Source organism: Fibrobacter sp. UWH1 (genome assembly GCF_002210365.1).
Taxonomy (GTDB): Bacteria; Fibrobacterota; Fibrobacteria; order Fibrobacterales; family Fibrobacteraceae; genus Fibrobacter.
The window spans coordinates 47,819-63,658 of the sequence record NZ_MWQG01000004.1 but is presented as its reverse complement, the minus strand read 5'-3'; the positions used below and the strand labels follow the sequence as shown (position 1 = coordinate 63,658).

At 50.0% G+C, this 15,840-nt stretch carries 16 protein-coding genes; 3 read left to right on the top strand and 13 right to left on the bottom strand.

The annotated features are described in order from the left end of the window. Positions 1-31: 31 nt before the first annotated feature. The 11 genes from B7992_RS03015 to ffh form a co-directional block, all read right to left on the bottom strand. Positions 32-1,336: a MiaB/RimO family radical SAM methylthiotransferase gene (locus tag B7992_RS03015; protein ID WP_073156112.1), complete on the bottom strand. Its 1,305-nt coding sequence runs from the start codon at positions 1,334-1,336 to the stop codon at positions 32-34. Beyond that, positions 1,317-2,810: a SpoIID/LytB domain-containing protein gene (locus B7992_RS03010; protein ID WP_254917590.1), complete on the bottom strand. Its 1,494-nt coding sequence runs from the start codon at positions 2,808-2,810 to the stop codon at positions 1,317-1,319. The genes B7992_RS03015 and B7992_RS03010 overlap by 20 nt, the downstream gene beginning before the upstream one ends. A 15-nt stretch (positions 2,811-2,825) precedes the next feature. Further along, a complete protein-coding gene (gene def / locus B7992_RS03005; RefSeq protein WP_073156114.1) occupies positions 2,826-3,368 on the bottom strand; it encodes a peptide deformylase in 543 nt (180 codons plus the stop codon). A 3-nt stretch (positions 3,369-3,371) separates the two neighbouring features. Next, positions 3,372-3,749, bottom strand: a complete 378-nt coding sequence (gene yajC / locus B7992_RS03000) for a preprotein translocase subunit YajC (protein WP_073156117.1) — start codon at positions 3,747-3,749, stop codon at positions 3,372-3,374. 50 nt (positions 3,750-3,799) lie between these two features. Then, a complete protein-coding gene (locus B7992_RS02995) occupies positions 3,800-4,717 on the bottom strand; it encodes a cyclic nucleotide-binding domain-containing protein (RefSeq protein WP_073283006.1) in 918 nt (305 codons plus the stop codon). After that, on the bottom strand, positions 4,717-5,706 hold the full coding sequence (locus B7992_RS02990) for a Crp/Fnr family transcriptional regulator (protein ID WP_088665538.1): 990 nt from the start codon (positions 5,704-5,706) through the stop codon (positions 4,717-4,719). The genes B7992_RS02995 and B7992_RS02990 overlap by 1 nt, the downstream gene beginning before the upstream one ends. A 40-nt stretch (positions 5,707-5,746) precedes the next feature. Next, positions 5,747-6,091, bottom strand: a complete 345-nt coding sequence (gene rplS, locus B7992_RS02985; protein WP_073156125.1) for a 50S ribosomal protein L19 — start codon at positions 6,089-6,091, stop codon at positions 5,747-5,749. A 15-nt stretch (positions 6,092-6,106) separates the two neighbouring features. After that, entirely contained in the window at positions 6,107-6,811 is a 705-nt protein-coding gene (gene trmD, locus B7992_RS02980) for a tRNA (guanosine(37)-N1)-methyltransferase TrmD (RefSeq protein ID WP_073156127.1), read from the bottom strand. 7 nt (positions 6,812-6,818) lie between these two features. Next, positions 6,819-7,385 carry a ribosome maturation factor RimM gene (rimM, locus tag B7992_RS02975; protein WP_073156130.1) on the bottom strand — a complete coding sequence of 189 codons (567 nt, stop codon included), beginning with the start codon at positions 7,383-7,385 and terminating at the stop codon, positions 6,819-6,821. Positions 7,386-7,533: 148 nt separating this feature from the next. Beyond that, positions 7,534-7,959, bottom strand: coding sequence for a 30S ribosomal protein S16 (gene rpsP / locus B7992_RS17275; RefSeq protein WP_088665537.1), 426 nt, complete (start codon positions 7,957-7,959; stop codon positions 7,534-7,536). Between the two features lie 780 nt (positions 7,960-8,739). Continuing rightward, positions 8,740-10,107 carry a signal recognition particle protein gene (gene ffh, locus B7992_RS02965; RefSeq protein ID WP_073156136.1) on the bottom strand — a complete coding sequence of 456 codons (1,368 nt, stop codon included), beginning with the start codon at positions 10,105-10,107 and terminating at the stop codon, positions 8,740-8,742. Positions 10,108-10,246: 139 nt separating this feature from the next. On the opposite strand from ffh, the gene B7992_RS02960 reads away from it, so the two are divergent. Beyond that, positions 10,247-11,665 (top strand): MATE family efflux transporter, encoded by a 1,419-nt coding sequence (locus B7992_RS02960; protein WP_073283012.1) that lies wholly within the window; start codon positions 10,247-10,249, stop codon positions 11,663-11,665. 6 nt (positions 11,666-11,671) lie between these two features. Here the strand turns inward: B7992_RS02960 and B7992_RS16270 are convergent, their stop codons facing one another. Further along, on the bottom strand, positions 11,672-11,938 hold the full coding sequence (locus tag B7992_RS16270) for a hypothetical protein (protein WP_139258154.1): 267 nt from the start codon (positions 11,936-11,938) through the stop codon (positions 11,672-11,674). Between the two features lie 64 nt (positions 11,939-12,002). Next, positions 12,003-12,266 (bottom strand): DUF1653 domain-containing protein, encoded by a 264-nt coding sequence (locus B7992_RS02955; protein WP_073234063.1) that lies wholly within the window; start codon positions 12,264-12,266, stop codon positions 12,003-12,005. 205 nt (positions 12,267-12,471) lie between these two features. Here B7992_RS02955 and ilvC point away from each other — a divergent pair, with 205 nt between their 5' ends. Beyond that, positions 12,472-13,956, top strand: coding sequence for a ketol-acid reductoisomerase (ilvC, locus tag B7992_RS02950; RefSeq protein WP_073156147.1), 1,485 nt, complete (start codon positions 12,472-12,474; stop codon positions 13,954-13,956). Positions 13,957-14,144: 188 nt separating this feature from the next. After that, on the top strand, positions 14,145-15,734 hold the full coding sequence (locus B7992_RS02945) for an EAL domain-containing protein (RefSeq protein WP_073283015.1): 1,590 nt from the start codon (positions 14,145-14,147) through the stop codon (positions 15,732-15,734). Positions 15,735-15,840 lie beyond the last annotated feature (106 nt).

The following is a 15,840-nucleotide window of genomic DNA, read 5'->3' as shown; positions in this document are numbered from 1 at the left end:
GCCTTCTGGCAGACATGCAAAAATGTTGGAATTAAACTATAGAACCAATGAGGGCGAATGGTTCGGCGGCCGTTATTTTGACTTGTAGGCGGGTGCCAGCTTTTATTGGTTGAAGACCTTCGCTCAGAGCAACTGGGCGGTAGGCGTCGTTGCGGGCGATGATGGTGCCTTGGCGATAGCCTGCTTTTTCTACGGTCACACGCTCTGTCTGACCAATCCAGCGGGCGTTATTTTCTGTAGCGATGGCCTGGAATGCGGCGGCCAGTTCTGCAGATCGACTGTGTTTAACGGTGTCGGGCACGATTGGCTCTAGACGGCTTGCTACCGTACCTGGGCGGCTGACGAAGCGGGTTATGTTGCAGACCGTAGGGTGTGTTTCCTGGAGGATGTTTAAGGTGTCCTTGAAGTCCTGGTCCGATTCGCCGGGAAAGCCGACAATAAGGTCTGTGCTGAGGGTGAACAAGCTGAATCGCTTGTTGAACTCGTTTGCCAGCTCCAGGTAATCCTTGGCGGTATGTTTGCGGTTCATCAACTGCAGAACGTGCTCGGATCCGCTCTGGACGGGAAGGTGGATGAATTTGTAGACACGGTCGTCCTGGAAGCATTCCATGAGCGGTTCCAGGTAGCTTTTGATGTGCCGCGGGTTGCCCATGCCTAGGCGGATGCGGTAATCGCCTGGAACTTTGACGAGTATCTGCTGAACCAGTTCAGCCAGGTTTTGGGCGGGAAATTCTGCGCGGGAGTTCCCTGCAAAATCAAATCCGTAGCAACCGCAATCCTGGCCTGTAAGCTGTATTTCGATGCAACCGTCAGAAACGAGTCGCTGTACCTGCTCTACGATAGATTCTGCAGAAAAGCTACGCAGTCGCCCTTTGACTAGGCGGGTGGAACAGTAGGCACATGCGTCTAGGCAGCCTTCTTCGATGTTGACGATACCTACGAGAGGGGATTCGCGAAGAACGGTTCCCGGCTTGAGGATAAGTGTTTCTTGGGATGTTCTTTCTTTGCTTAATTCGTTGAGGCTTGTAAATCTGACGTCCTCAAAAAGTTTGCGAACCTCTTCCTGCAGATCCCTAGGGGCGCAGCCTGTTACAAAGAAAGTTGCCTGGGGTGCAATGGCTTTTGCCTCGCGCAGTAATTTTAGTGCCGTTGAATTCCCCTTGACCGTGCATACGTTCAGGATAAATGCGGCTGGTTCTAGGCCTTCTTTGGGGAGGCCAAAGGTGACGTTAAATTCGTTGTCAAAAAGTCGAGCGATTTTTTCGCCCTCTCCAAAATTTGCAGCACATCCCTGGCTAATGACGGAAAGGGTTGGTTTATCGGTCGAATTTTTCAAGGGTGATTCCCGGGTAGTAGTGGGTGAGGATTTCCTGGTAGGATTGTCCTGCCTGAGCACGGGCGCGGACTCCCATCTGACACATGCCGACTCCGTGGCCGAAACCGGTACCTGTGAGGATCCATTCCTTGCCGCTTTGCTTGATGGTAAAGAATGATGAAGGGAGGATGGAGTTGTTCTTTTTAAAGAGCCAGCGGGTTCTGTCGGTAAGAACTTCGATGTCGCCCTTGTCGGTTTTTACAACCAAGGTCTGAATACGACCGCTTTTTAGTTTGTTCTTGACCGTGATTTCCTTGACTTTCTTGAAATCTTTGGTTGCGACGGAGGATAGCTTGGCTTTTGATTCGGTTAAATTGCGCTTGATTAGGTCGGCGATTTCTTTGTCTGCAAAACGGCGTTCCCATTTCATGTAGCTGGATTCGTTGCAGAAGGGGGTGCCATCGTTACGACGGTCTGGCTTGCTCTGGAGGTAGGGGAGGTTTGGACGATTCCAGGTGGCTAGGGTTTCTGTGGTTCCGCCGCAGGTGGAATGGTAATAGGCGATTATGAATTCTCCGTTGTACATCATGGTAACGCCTGCGGTGGCCTTGACGGCGGCGTCTGTAAGGGGGGTGGCGCCTTCTAGTCCTTTATAGACTTGGTCCTTGGTGTCGGCATAGACGTCAAACCCTTGGGCTTCGCGGCTATTGTAATGCTTGTAGGCGTATGTGCGGGCTGCGACAGCTTGGGCCTTCAGGGCTTCGATGCGACCGCTGTCAAGTTTGCCGATTTCGTAGGGAATGACGCCGCGTAGGTAATCTTCTACGTCTACGGAGTTGATAGCATCTACCTTGCCGTTGCTTGCCCTGAAAAGGACTGTACCCGGATAGCATGCCCGCTGAAGACTTTTGGTATCTGCTGCAAAGGCGATGCAGGATCCGTCTTCGTTGCCGAATTCACGGGATTCCATTTCCATGGACTGGCCCTTGCTGGAAAGTTTTATGCTTTTCCCGTTGGCGGTAATTTTGATAATGTCGTCGGCGTATTTTAGGTAGGCTTCCTTGGCTCCAATAAGCACCCCGACTCGGAGAGGGCGGTCTAAATCCTGGGGAACCTTGCGCTCTTCGAATTTTACCGCGGTCTCCTGAAGGGGATCTGTTCCTTCGGTGGAAATTGCGGAAATTGGGACGAATGGGGAACTTGTTGCTACGCTGGCGGAACTGCTGACGGCATTGGCTGAACTGGCCACCATGTTGGCTGAGCTGGCGATAGAATTTGCTGCGGAACTACCTGCCGAGTTGGCAGCGAGGCTTGAACTAGAAAATTGGGCTTCCGCAGTGTTGGAGGCTTCGATGGGAACAAAGCGTATGACTTCGGTTTCTTCTACATCTCCTGGCAGATCGAAACCGTCGGATACAGAAACAGCCTGCGGTTCCGCATAAACGGAACTTAGCAGGCAGGCTGCAAACCAGAGGGATGTCAACAGTCTGGCCAACAAACCCTCTGTTATTTAATGCTTGCCCTTGAGCTTTGCCTGGGTGTCCTTGGCCATCTTCTTCAGCTTGGACTGGGTCATGGTGCGGTCTGCTGTAGAAATCTTGTCTACGAACAGGTCGCCACTCAGGTGATCCACTTCGTGCTGGATGCAGCGTCCGAAAAGGCCGTCGCAGTTATGGATTTCCTGGGCTTCTCCATTGATGTCGAAGAAGCGGACACACACCTTGTTGGGGCGAACTACATTGCAGAAGATGTCGGGAACGGAGAGGCAACCTTCGTCATAGTCCACCATTTCTGCGTCAGGTTCGGCTTCCCATTCCGGGTTGAACATGATGTAGGGGTTGGGTTCCTCTTCGTCGGGAATGGACGTGTCGATAACCACCAGTCGGATGTTCAGACCGACCTGCGGTGCGGCAAGACCACAGCCGGGAGCCTTGTACATGGTTTCCAGCATGTCTTTTGCCAACTGGCGCAGCTCCGGAGTGATTTCGGTGATGGGGGTGCACTTCTTGCGAAGCACCGGATCGCCATAAGTTCTAATAGGGAGCAATGCCATAGATTACTTCTTTTCTTCGGTCTTTTCGACAGGCTTGGCTTCGGCGTTCAGAACGCGCATGATTGCTGCCTTTTCGAAGTCGATAAGGGTGGTGGAACCGGTACGTACGGTAACAGTGGTAGAGGTTTCGTCGATGTTGGTGACGACGCCGATGATACCTGCAGTGGTCATAACCTTGTCACCCTTCTTCAGAGCCTTGCGCATGGCTTCCATCTGCTTCATTTCCTTATTCTTGGGGCGGATGAAGAACAGCCACATTACGACGAAGAGAAGAATCAGGGGGAGGAAACCGGCGAGACCACCCTGCTGCTGTTCTGCAGCGGCGTCTTGTGCGAATGCGGCAACGGAAGCGAGGGTAACGAGAAGAGCAGAAATTTTCATTTTTGAAACCTTTCCTTGATGGTTGAATTATTCATTGAAAAGATAGTAAACTAAGAAACTAGATGTTTGTCTAGCATGGGGAAAATGCGGTTGAGTTCCAGTAAATCCAGAACCTTTTCGAAGTCCCCTCTAAAGGACTGGATGCTTTCCAGGGGGTCGTCGGAATTCGGGGAGGCTACCTGTGCAGAGGGAATGAGAAGACCGCGTTGAATCAAGGGCTGTATGGTCCGCAAGGTCAAGGTCAGATGAAGTGACTTCTTGGCGATAGACATCAGTGTTTCGGTCTGTACGGTGAATGTTCCGTTTTTCAGCGGGTCTCTGCTTTCCTGGACCGTCTTGGTAACTGCGGTAAGAACCATCTGTTCGGTCATGGATAGGATGCTAGGCGAAACCTTCTTATGGATGGCTCGGTAGCAGATGGTCTTATACAGCAGAGAAATGACGCGAGGGCTCTCAATACGAATTTCGTCGCCTAAGACCTTGAGGACATCTATGCTCTGCAGAGTCTGCAGTAGTCCCATTGTTTCGTCGTCATCGATATTGAAAAGCTGGTGGACTTCTTCGCAGATTTCCTGCACCGGTGTGACAGTACCTCGGGAACTTAGTAGATAAAGTAATGCGGGGAGAGCTTTTACCTTATTGCTCTTTATAAGGTTGTTCTTGGCGATGTGGGTTCTGCTGGCCAGGAAGGTGATGATGGACATAAGCCAGCTGGGTTCCTTGGCCAGGGCGTCCTGCAGTCCCGCAGGGTTGATGACCTGCAGTTCACACTGTGTTTTTGCCTTGAGGGTTTCCTTGGCTGCGGCTCCTTCCAACAGGCTGAATTCGCCAATGATAGAACCCGGTCCGTATAGCCGGATCTTGGGCTTTTTAGAAGACGATCCTTCCAATTCGCCGCTCTTGACAATGAAGAGGGTATTGTTCTTGTCGCCTTCGGTGCATAGATATTCGCCAGCGTTCAGAATCATTATAGAACTCCTCGAACATTGGTTTCGTATCGCAGGGCCTTCAGGTAGTATTTAATCGTCCCTAAATTGATGCTATACTGTTGATTGCCTGCAGGCTTGAACCAGCCTAACTTCTGCAGACGGATCCATCCCGAAACGTCGGCGTTGGTGTCGTGCTTTCTGATGAACGCAAGCCAGCCGGGGCTGTCCATAAGGGTGTCTTCGGACATGGCCGAAAGAAGAACCAGCATCTTTTTCTGGTACAGAGTCAGTTTATAGGGCTCAAATGGCTGACCAGCGTCACTTACTTCCTGGAAGTCTACGAATATCCTCAAAAGTTCGGCGTCTATAATCTTGCAGACGACGACTCCCTCTTTTTTGGAAATTTCAATGAGGTGGCGACGGAAGAGGCTCTTAAAGTCTAGCTGGACCGTGGTAAAGTCTAATTTTGTAATCCAGCAAAATTCCTGAATCAGTTCTGCAACGTTGTATAAAATAGGACCGTTGGAACTTTTTGATTTTTTCTTGCTTAGGAATAGGGCGAGGCTCTTTATTGAGTTTTCGACGCGGGGCTGCTGGGCGGCCTGCTTAAGGCGTCGAGTCTTGCTTGACAGACTTTTGATTACGGCAAGGAGCCATAGGGGAAGGCGTTTTAGTTCTGATTCCATACACTCTTCGTTCACTAGAGTGATGTCGGATTTTTTGGTGGCGGCGATTTCGTATTTGAACGGTTCACGCTCCAAAAGGGCGGCCACGCCAACGAGGTCACCTGGATGCATTGTAAATACGATGTCTTCTGGGCTGTCCTTCTCTCTTGCGATAAGTTCCCCGTCATTGAGGATGACGATGCTCCTTTCGGGTTCCTTTTTAGGGTTTACGTCAGAAGAGCCTGCGGCAACGCTAACTTGATTGGGTCCGTCGGGAGTATATACAACAAATCCCGCCTCCACGTTTAAACGGGTGGGCGGGATGATTTGCTGTCGGGAATCTCCTGATTTCTTGGAATTCATGGAGAAAACCGCCTATACGCGCCTTAAATACGCCTTGCGATTACTGGCGTTCGTCGATGCGAGCAGCCTTACCGCGGAGGTCGCGCATGTAGTAAATGCGAGCCTGGCGAACCTTACCCGGGCGATCCAGAAGGATGGAAGCGATACGGGGAGAGTTGACCGGGAAGATACGTTCAACGGCAACACCGTTGGACATCTTGCGGACGGTAATGGTCTTGGAGATACCAGAGTTCTTGACCTGGATGATGACGCCCTTGAACGGCTGGATACGTTCCTTGGTGCCTTCAATAACCTTGACGTTCACGGTGACGGTGTCGCCAGAGCGGAATGCCGGGAGGTCGGTCTTCACGTTTTCATTCTGGATTGCTTCGATATTCAGGGACATAATGTACCTCGTTAATTATTTGATGCCAAATTTAGTATCTCTTTCGAGATTTTTAAAGATGTCTGGGCGCCTTTCTTCCGTTCTTTTTAACGATTCTTGACGCCTCCAAGCCGCTATGTTCTTGTGATGGCCCGAGAGAAGCACATCTGGAACTCTTTTCCCTTCAAAAACTTCTGGACGCGTGTAAACCGGCCAGCCGAGGACTCCCTGGGCGAAAGAATCGGTGTCTCCGGATTCTCTGTTACCCAGTGCGCCGTCGATCAGGCGGACAACTGCGTCTGTTACCAGCATGGCGGGCAATTCACCACCACTGACAACGAAGTCGCCTATGGAAATTTCAAGATCCACTTCGGACTGGCGGATGCGGTCGTCGATTCCCTTGTAGTGTCCGCAGATCAGGACCAGGTGCTTTTCTTTCGAAAGTTCCTGGGCCATCTTGTGGTTAAAGGGAACGCCGTCTGCAGTCAAGTAAATGACCTTGCCGCCGTCTTCCTTGACGCCTGTACTGCGGATTGCGTTTGCCAGGGGTTCCGGTCGGATGACCATGCCCGGTTCGCCACCGTAGGGGACGTCGTCTACCTGACCATAATCGTTGATTGCGAAGTCTCGCAGGTAGACTGTATTGAATTCCATAAGCCCCTTATTCTGAGCCCTGCCCATGATAGAAGTTTTCATGGGGGTGAACATTTCCGGAAAAATGGTGATGCAGTCAATTTTCATAACTGGACTATTTTTCCCCCGGACACATGCTCTTGAGGTAGTCTGCGTCGCAGGTAATGCTCTCGTCCTCTTCGTCGACTTCTACAACACAGTCGTCGACCCAGGGGGCTAGAATGGGTTGAGCGGAAAACTCTTTCTGGTACTCCAGATCAAACTTGATCTGAAAGGCATAGACGGTGGGGAGTTCTTGAACCTCAATGACCTCGCCAACTTCTCTGCCATCTTCCAGTTTGACACGGAATCCTTCCAGGTCGTCAATGTAATATTCGCCCTCGGGGGCGGGAATGCGCTCGGATTCAGGAATCATCAAGTCGCCATTGACAAAGTGGGTAATGGATTCGGGGGTGTCGTACCCCTTGAATTTCAGCAACCACAAGTTGTTTGCCAGCTTGGAATCTTCCACCGTCAGTTTAACCAGTTCGCTATTGGTCTTTTTTAGCATCACATCCTTGAGCTTCTCGTGACGGGTAAGGTCGTGAGTCAGAGGCATCGCCTTGATATAGCCCTTTACGCCATGTGTGCGCATGAGCTGGCAGACAGTGATGAACTCTTCTTGTGCTTCGGATTCAGACATTAAAGACGTGGGTGGGAATCTGACTACAGTAAACTAAAAAGCGGATACTGTTTATGGAAGGTGATTGCAAAGGGGCTGGAACCTTTCGATTCCGTTTAAAAAAGCCTCGCGCAGGTTCACTGCGCGAGACCCTTTCAAAATGCTTGAATTAAGCTTCTGCAGGTGCTTCAGCAGCGGCAGCGGCTTCAGCTTCGGCAGCAGCCTTGGCAGCCTTTTCAGCTTCGATCTTGGCGAGAGCCTTAGGACCGAGCTTTGCCTTCTTTTCCTTAACAGCCTTGGGAGCAGCAACCTTACCTTCGATGGAACGGCCAGCCTTCATTTCGTGGAAGAGTTCCATGATACCAGCCTGCTTCATCAGGTTACGAACAGTGTCAGAGGGCTGAGCACCAGTGGAGAGCCACTTGAGAGCCTTTTCCTGATCGAACTTGATTTCGGGGGTCTTGGTGTTGGGGTTGTAGAAACCGACCTGTTCGATAAAGCTATCGTCGCGTGCCTTACGGCTGTCGATAACGACTACGCGGTAGATCGGGTTGTGACGCTTACCAAAGCGAGAAAGACGGATAGCGGTTGCCATTTTAACCTCTTTAAATATTGTCTCGGGGATGAACCTGCCGAAACGGGGTTGTTCAATTGTTTTGGCCAAATATAGTAACATTGCTTTTGTGTGTAAAGGACGGCAACGAAAAAAAATCCGTTCTTTGCATACAAAGTATTTATTGGGTGGAGCTGATTTTGAGACGTTTAAGCTGGTAATTGGCGAAATTCGCTCAAAAATTGGGTTTTTGTGTGGGAAAAACGCCTTGCTGTCGGACTAGCCGCAGGACTTCTTTTCAGACGTTTTTCTGTGCGTTTTCAGCATGTTTTTTATGGTTTGACCTTGCTTTTCTGACGAAAACCATTGTTCCAGGCTGGAATTTTCCATTGCGTAATATTACCCGGTGTAATATTCCAACGGTTAGTACTCGTTGATTTTTTATCAACAAGACATGGATTTGTCTGTGTGAAAATTCTCACACCAGTGGGTAAATTATAAGTGTAAGCGGGTGGTGCCGCGGTAAACTTTAAAACGAGGTTTTGGATATGGAAAAGAAAACTGTAAAGATGTATGCTCCTATTGTTGAAACCATTTGGGGAGCTTTGGTCGTAGTGGGCTTCTGCTCCTACATCTTCCTCGTTTAATTAGACTCGCCTTTAGCCAAGTTTGGTGGTTGAGAAGAAAGGAAGTCGCCCTAGGCGACTTCCTTTTCACATAGTCAGACTTTTAAAGAAAAAGATTAGTGTTTCTTGGTCCTTCGGACCCAAAAACGTCGGCTCGGAAATGAAAATGAGTTACCTCATTTTCGCTTCTCTCACCTTAGTGCTTTTTTTTCTTCTTGTTCTTATCCTTGGGGGGAGTGTAGTTGGAGCCGATCTGGGCGCCGCCGTTCTGTCTCTTGGCGAATTCGCCAACCTTCTTGAACATTTCCTTCATGGTCTCGTACTGCTTGAGCACGGCGTTCACGCGACCGATTTCGGTGCCGGAACCCTTTGCCACGCGGTCCTTGCGGCTGCCGTTGAGGATGCTGGGGTTCTTGCGTTCCTTGGGGGTCATGGAACTGAGGACGGCTTCTACGTAGACAAGTTCCTTTTCGTCAATCTGGTCGATGGGCAGCTTGTTCAGGCCGGGGATCATGCCCAGGATGTCCTTGAGGCGGCCCAGCTTCTTGATGGTGCGGAGCTGGTTCAAGAAGTCATTCAGGTCGAAGGTGTTGTTCAGGATCTTCTTCTTGAGGTCCTTGGCGTCCTTTTCGTCGATGACCTGCTGTGCCTTTTCCACGAGAGAGACCACGTCGCCCATGCCGAGGATACGGCTAGCCATACGGTCCGGATGGAACAGTTCAATTTCGGGGAGCTTTTCGCCGACACCGATAAAGCAGATAGGTACGCCGGTCATCTTCTTGATGGACAGGGCTGCACCGCCGCGGGTGTCGCCATCCATCTTGGAAAGGCAGACGCCGGTGAACTTCAGTCGCTGCCAGAAGGTTTCGGCGACATTTACGGCTTCCTGACCGATCATGGCGTCGGCAACGAAGAGCACTTCGTCGGGGTGGACGGCTTCCTGGGCCTGTTCCAGTTCCTGCATCAGTTCTTCGTCGATCTGCAGACGGCCTGCGGTATCGTAGATTACCAGGTCAAAGCCGTTGTCCTTGGCGTACTGGTAACCATGCTTGATAATTTCTACGGGATTGCCCTGGCCTTCGTCGTAAACGGGAATGCCGATGGACTTGCCCAGCACCTGCAGCTGCTTGATAGCGGCGGGGCGGTATACGTCGGCTGCCACCAGGAGAGGCTTACGCTTCTTCTTGGTTCGCATCCACAGGGCGATCTTTCCTGCGAAGGTGGTCTTACCGGAACCCTGAAGGCCCACCATCATGATGCCCACGGGAGCGGGGGCGGAAAGGTTGATTTCCTTAGTTTCGCCACCCATGACGGCAACAAGTTCGTCGTGGATTATTTTCACAATCTGCTGACCCGGGGTCACGGAGGTAAGCACTTCGCTGCCGAGGGCCTTTTCCTTGACGGCCTTCACGAAGTCGCGGGTTACGTTAAAGTTTACGTCGGCTTCCAGGAAGGCGCGGCGGACTTCGCGAAGGGATTCCGCAACGTTTTCTTCGGTAAGCTTGCCCTGGCCACGCAGGTTCTTGAGGGTATTTTCTAGAGAATCAGTCAACTGTGAAAACATAGTGGCGGCAAATATAGTAATTATGAATTGTGAGTTATGAATTACGAGAGAGGGGGAGGGTAAAATCTGATTTTTTAGAAAAAATATGGTTGGTTCAAAAGTTTATTGCTAAATTGTGCACCTGCTTTGAGACGGTCTCATGATTGATGAATTTACCGGACATATCGAAAAAACTCCAAAGATCAAGTTCAGAAAGAACGGCGACATCAAGGATGTGCTGGTGGTGGCGTTGCCCATGCTGCTTTCCATGTCCTTTGATACCTTGATGACCTTTGTAGACCGTCTTTTCTTGAGTCGGTTGGGTCCTGCCGAAATGAACGCCAGCCTTGGTGCGGGCGGCATGAATCTTGTCCTGATCACTTTTTTCACGGGTATGATCAGCTATACGACGGCAATGGTTGCCCAGCGTTTTGGTGCCGGAAAGAAGCAGGAATGCGCCAGCGTGTTCATGCAGGCCGTGTATTTATCCCTTGCCTGCGTGCCCTTTCTCTATTTGATGATCCCCCTGGGGCATTTGATTTTTGAACAGCAGGGATTGGCGGCGGACCAGCTGGCTTATCAGAAACTGTACTTTAATATTTTGATGATTGGCGGAATTGTTTCTCTGGTTCGAAATGCGGCTCCTTGTTTCTTTAGCGGAATCGGTGAGACGAAGATTATCATGAAGGCTGCTTTTGCGGGTATGCTGGTAAATATCGTCTGTAACTATTTCCTGATTTTCGGTGTGGGCCCGTGTCCGCGTCTAGGTGTGGCGGGAGCGGCCTATGGTACAGTCATTGGTAATATCGTCTCGACGGTGATGTTGTTTGTGGTCTATTTTGGCAAGCGGTACCATTCGCTTTACGGAACAAGGTCGAACCTAAAATTTAATCTGGCTCAGGTGAAGGAACTGCTTAAACGAGGCATGCCATCAGGCGTAGAAATGTTCCTGAATATGGCGGCGTTCCAGCTGATGATTTTGCTGTTCCACGGCCTTGGTGCCGAAGCGGCCACGGCGGCCTCCATCATGTTTAACTGGGATATGGTGGCCTATGTGCCATTGATGGGTCTGGAAGTTGCGTCTACCAGTTTGGTCGGACGTTATGTTGGTGCAAAAAGTGCTGCCGCGGCCTCCCGCTCTACGTATTCAGGTCTAAAGGTGGGGTGGGGGTATTCCCTGCTGATTGCTGTCCTTTTGATATTCTTGCCAGGCGTTCTGGCCGACGTTTTTAGGCCCGACGTGACCGCCTCTGCAGAGGCTATAGCCATATTCGAATCTGCCCGTCCCATGGGGATCTTTATGCTGCGTTTTGCAACATTGTATATCTTCGTGGAAGTACTGCTGGTAGTTTACTGTGGTGCCCTGCGCGGCGCTGGAGACACGGTGTGGGTCATGTGCGCCTGTGCCGTTATGAACTGGTTTAACACCATAGCCCTATACGTAGCGGCCTATATCATAAAAGTGCCGCCCCATTATGCGTGGATTATCGTGGTGTGCGTGTATAGCACGGCGCCAGTCCTGTTCTACTTGCGCTGGAAGAGCGGCAAGTGGCGGCGCCATGTGCTGGATAAGAATTAGAAAAGCCTAGTTGGTGCAACCGGCTGCGGTCATTCGTTCCATGAATCGGCCGGCGAACAGGTCCGGACTTGTCTGCATTAGCAAGGAGTTGTTGGCTTCCTTGCGGTAGGCGTCGTACTGTTCGCAAAGGTCGAAGTCGCAGGTCATGGTGACAGAAGCCTTGCCACTACCGCAAGTTTGCGTTCCAGTGGCAGATGCTGAAGAACTGGATTCGCTACATCCGCAAAGAAGAGCTAATCCCAATACTGCGATACAAAGTAAAGTTTTTCCCATAATCTTTTGTCCTCTTGACTCCCAAAACTATCTAATAATTTGTAGAAAAGCAAGTTTGTTGAAGTTAAAATGATTTTTCAGAGAGGTCGACCAACTCGAAACGGTGTTTCTGCTTGACTTCCGGGTATTTTTCGTGGTCCACTTCGCTTAAAAACATGGACTTTTCGCGGATCCACATGGCGTTGTCGCCGTAAAGTTTGCGGTAAATGACGTAATCTTCCTGAGTTTCGGAATGCTTGGCCACCCCTTCTACGATGTAAAAACGGTTTTTGAAGTGCCTATAGATTCCGTGGACCTTGATTTCCCGAATTTCCTCTTTGTTTTCCATATTGTATGCAGTCCTTTTTTGCTTTCACCCATTTATAGGAAAAAATATGGGGAATGCGGGCCGGGAACGCAGATTTTAAAAAATAAAGTAGAGGAATCGGCTTGGAACGCCCAAAAAACGTAATGCTTTTTGCCGTATCACTCGCCTTTTATTATATTTACCCCCGTAAAAACTTTAAATACTACTCAAAAGAGGTTAAATAATCATGGGTATCAATTACTTCAATTCCATTCCTCTGCGTCGTCAGCTGGAAGAAATCGGTCACTGCCGTTTCATGGATTCTTCTGAATTTTCTCGCGGTGTAGAAGCCCTCAAGGGCAAGAAGATCGTGTTCGTCGGTTGCGGCGCTCAGGGTCTCCACCAGGGTCTTGACCTGCGCGATAGCGGTCTCGATGTTTCCTACACCCTCCGTCCGGAAGCAATCGCTGAAAAGCGTCAGTCCTGGAAGAACGCTACCGAAAACGGTTTCGCCGTCGGTACCTACGAAGAAATGATCCCCACTGCTGACCTGGTTTGCAACCTCACACCGGATAAGCAGCACCACAACGTGATCCCCGCTGTCATGAAGCTCATGAAGAAGGGCGCAGCTCTCTCCTACAGCCATGGCTTCAACATCGTTGAAGAAGGCCAGCAGATCCGTGAAGACATTACCGTTATCATGGTGGCTCCCAAGGGTCCGGGTTCCGAAGTCCGTTCTGAATACGTTCGCGGTTTCGGTATGCCCTGCTTGATCGCTGTCCACCCGGAAAACGACCCCGAAGGTAAGGGTTGGGACTATGCCAAGGCTTACGCCGCTGGTCTCCATGCTGACCGTCCGGGCGTTCTCGAAAGCTCTTTCGTCGCCGAAGTGAAGTCTGACCTCATGGGCGAACAGACCATCCTCTGCGGTATGCTCCAGACCGGTACCATCCTCTGCTACGACAAGATGGTCAAGGAATTCGGTGTTGAACCGGCATACGCAACCAAGCTCCTCCAGTACGGTTGGGAAACCATTTCCGAAGCCCTGAAGCACGGTGGCATCACCAACATGATGGACCGTCTCTCCAACCCGGCTAAGGTTCGTGCAAACGAACTCTCCGAAAAGATGAAGGTCATCATGCGCGGCCTCTACCAGGAACATCAGGACAACATCATCTCCGGTAAGTTCTCCTCTACCATGATGATCGACTGGGAAGCTGGTGACAAGGACCTCCTCGCATGGCGTGCAGCTACTGGCGAACTGGAATTCGAAAAGGTTGCAGCTACCGACAAGGCTATCTCCGAACAGGAATACTTCGACCGCGGTGTCCTCATGGTCGCTATGATCAAGGCCGGTGTGGAACTGGCATTCGAAACCATGTGCTCCGTCGGCATCAAGCCCATGAGCGCATACTACGAATCTCTCCACGAAACTCCGCTCATTGCAAACCTCATCGCTCGTAAGAAGCTGTTCGAAATGAACCGCGTGATCTCCGATACCGCAGAATACGGCTGCTACCTGTTCGCTAACAAGTGCGTGCCTCTGCTGAAGGACTTCATGGCTAAGGAAGTCACTAAGGAAGATATCGGCGCTATCTTCGGCGAAGGCAAGTCCACCGCTGTTGATAACGAAGAACTCATCAAGGTCAATGCAAGCATCCGCAAGCACCCGGTTGAAGAAATCGGTGCATGGCTGAGAGCCAGAATGAGTGGTATGACCCGCGTGGTGTAATACCAACATTCGTTTGTTAACGATTTTATGTCCCGTTAGGTTTTGCCTAGCGGGATTTTTTGTTTCGTTTTGGTTACGTATATTCCTGATTGGAATATAAAGAACCTTTAGAAAGTCCTTGTGCACTATTTTTTTTTAGGTGGGATTATTGTAGTTTAGACCATAGGGAATTTTTTGGGTTAAGTGCTATGATCAGTTCAAAAGAAATTTTGGAGAATCTGGACTCGGCTATAGCCGGCGAGGAGTTTCAAGTTTATTTTCAGCCGCAGTATAACCATTCTACTGGGATGCTGATTGGTGCGGAAGCGCTCGTTCGTTGGGCGTCTCCTAAGTTCGGTTTTATTTCTCCTGCTGATTTTATTCCTGTTCTTGAAGAGCAGGGACGTATTCCCGAGATTGATCTCTATGTCTTTGAACGGGTCTGCAGATTTCTTCGCCATAGCATAGATTCTAATTTGCCTTTAGTTCGCATTTCGGTGAACATGTCCCGAAATGATATCTTGCGGGAGGATTACATCCAGAGAATGGAAGCCCTCCGTTGCAAGTATGATGTTCCTACAAAGCTCATTCATGTGGAATTGACAGAAACGGCTGCAATTTCGGGCTCCCAGATTATCATTGATACCATCGATAAATTGCATCGACTGGGATACACTGTCGAAATGGATGATTTTGGCAGTGGGTATTCTTCGCTGAATGTGCTGAAGGATATTGATTTTGACGTTCTCAAGTTGGACCTGAAATTTATTGCGGGAAGTATCGGTAACGAACGCGGCGGAACGATCCTGAGCTCCATTGTGCGTATGGCCAAGTGGCTGCAGCTTCCTGTAATTGCCGAAGGTGTTGAAACCGTTGAACAGGCCGATTTCTTGAAGAGTGTCGGTTGCGATTACGTACAAGGTTTTCTGTACTCCAAGCCTGTTCCTATCTCTGAATATGAGAAACTTTTGAATGGCAATTCTGTGGGCTCCATTGTACCGCAGATGAATTTGAACAGTGTCCTGGATGCGGGTAAATTCTGGGATCCTGATTCTCTTGAAACCTTGATTTTCAGCAACTTTGTGGGAGCCGCCGCTATTCTTGAACAGCGTGGCGATTCTCTGGAAGTTCTCCGGGTGAATCCTAAGTTCCTTCGCGAAATGGGTATGAACTTGTCTGAAAAAGACTTGGTGAACTCGAATCCGGTCAAGACGATGGATGCTTCTAACATGAAGATCTATATGGAGTGTCTGGAAAAGGCGGCAGAAAAGAGAGAGGAACAGGAATGTGAAACCTGGAGAAATGTGCGCTCGGCCTGCTGCGGCTTTGAACGGCTTTGCGTGCGTAGCTGCATTCAGTTGATTGGCGTGAGCAAGGTTAGCCGTCTCTTCTTTGTGACGATAAGAAACATTACTGTCGAAAAGAATATGCTGCTCCAGATGCAGGCTGCAGAGCGTCGCTTTAAGGCCGCCAGTGAACAGGCTAATATTTATTTCTGGGAGTACTCTGTGGCTACCAAGGAAATGCGCCCCTGTTTCCGCTGTCAGCGTGACCTTGGCTTGCCTCCCTTGGTTCGTAATTATCCGGAGCCTGTTATTGAAAATGGATTTTTCCCTGCGGATTTTGCGGATATGTACCGTGAATGGCATCGAAAGATTGACGCTGGCCTCGCTAGTGTGGAAGGCATCATTCCGTTGACCGAAAAGAGGATCCCGTTCCATGTCCGTTATACCACGGAATTTGATGAAAATGGTCGCCCTGTCAAGGCCTATGGATCTGCCACCATGGTGGTGGATTGATGACCGTGGGGAATAAGAAATAATTATTTCATTCTATGTAAAATGTCTGACCTTAAAGGCGCAATTCCTTGTGAATTGCGTCTTTTTTTTAGATTACAACCCTAGG

Bases quoted from the DNA above. Each gene is read 5' to 3' on its own strand.
- B7992_RS02960 (WP_073283012.1), top strand. From the start codon at position 10,247: ATGATTGATGAATTTACCGGACATATCGAAAAAACTCCAAAGATCAAG.
- ffh (WP_073156136.1), bottom strand. From the start codon at position 10,107: ATGTTTTCACAGTTGACTGATTCTCTAGAAAATACCCTCAAGAACCTG.
- B7992_RS02995 (WP_073283006.1), bottom strand. From the start codon at position 4,717: ATGATTCTGAACGCTGGCGAATATCTATGCACCGAAGGCGACAAGAAC.
- def (WP_073156114.1), bottom strand. From the start codon at position 3,368: ATGGCATTGCTCCCTATTAGAACTTATGGCGATCCGGTGCTTCGCAAG.
- ilvC (WP_073156147.1), top strand. From the start codon at position 12,472: ATGGGTATCAATTACTTCAATTCCATTCCTCTGCGTCGTCAGCTGGAA.
- B7992_RS16270 (WP_139258154.1), bottom strand. From the start codon at position 11,938: ATGGGAAAAACTTTACTTTGTATCGCAGTATTGGGATTAGCTCTTCTT.
- rpsP (WP_088665537.1), bottom strand. From the start codon at position 7,959: ATGGCAACCGCTATCCGTCTTTCTCGCTTTGGTAAGCGTCACAACCCG.
- rplS (WP_073156125.1), bottom strand. From the start codon at position 6,091: ATGTCCCTGAATATCGAAGCAATCCAGAATGAAAACGTGAAGACCGAC.
- B7992_RS02990 (WP_088665538.1), bottom strand. From the start codon at position 5,706: ATGAATTCCAAGAAATCAGGAGATTCCCGACAGCAAATCATCCCGCCC.
- B7992_RS02945 (WP_073283015.1), top strand. From the start codon at position 14,145: ATGATCAGTTCAAAAGAAATTTTGGAGAATCTGGACTCGGCTATAGCC.
- rimM (WP_073156130.1), bottom strand. From the start codon at position 7,385: ATGTCTGAATCCGAAGCACAAGAAGAGTTCATCACTGTCTGCCAGCTC.
- yajC (WP_073156117.1), bottom strand. From the start codon at position 3,749: ATGAAAATTTCTGCTCTTCTCGTTACCCTCGCTTCCGTTGCCGCATTC.
- B7992_RS02955 (WP_073234063.1), bottom strand. From the start codon at position 12,266: ATGGAAAACAAAGAGGAAATTCGGGAAATCAAGGTCCACGGAATCTAT.
- trmD (WP_073156127.1), bottom strand. From the start codon at position 6,811: ATGAAAATTGACTGCATCACCATTTTTCCGGAAATGTTCACCCCCATG.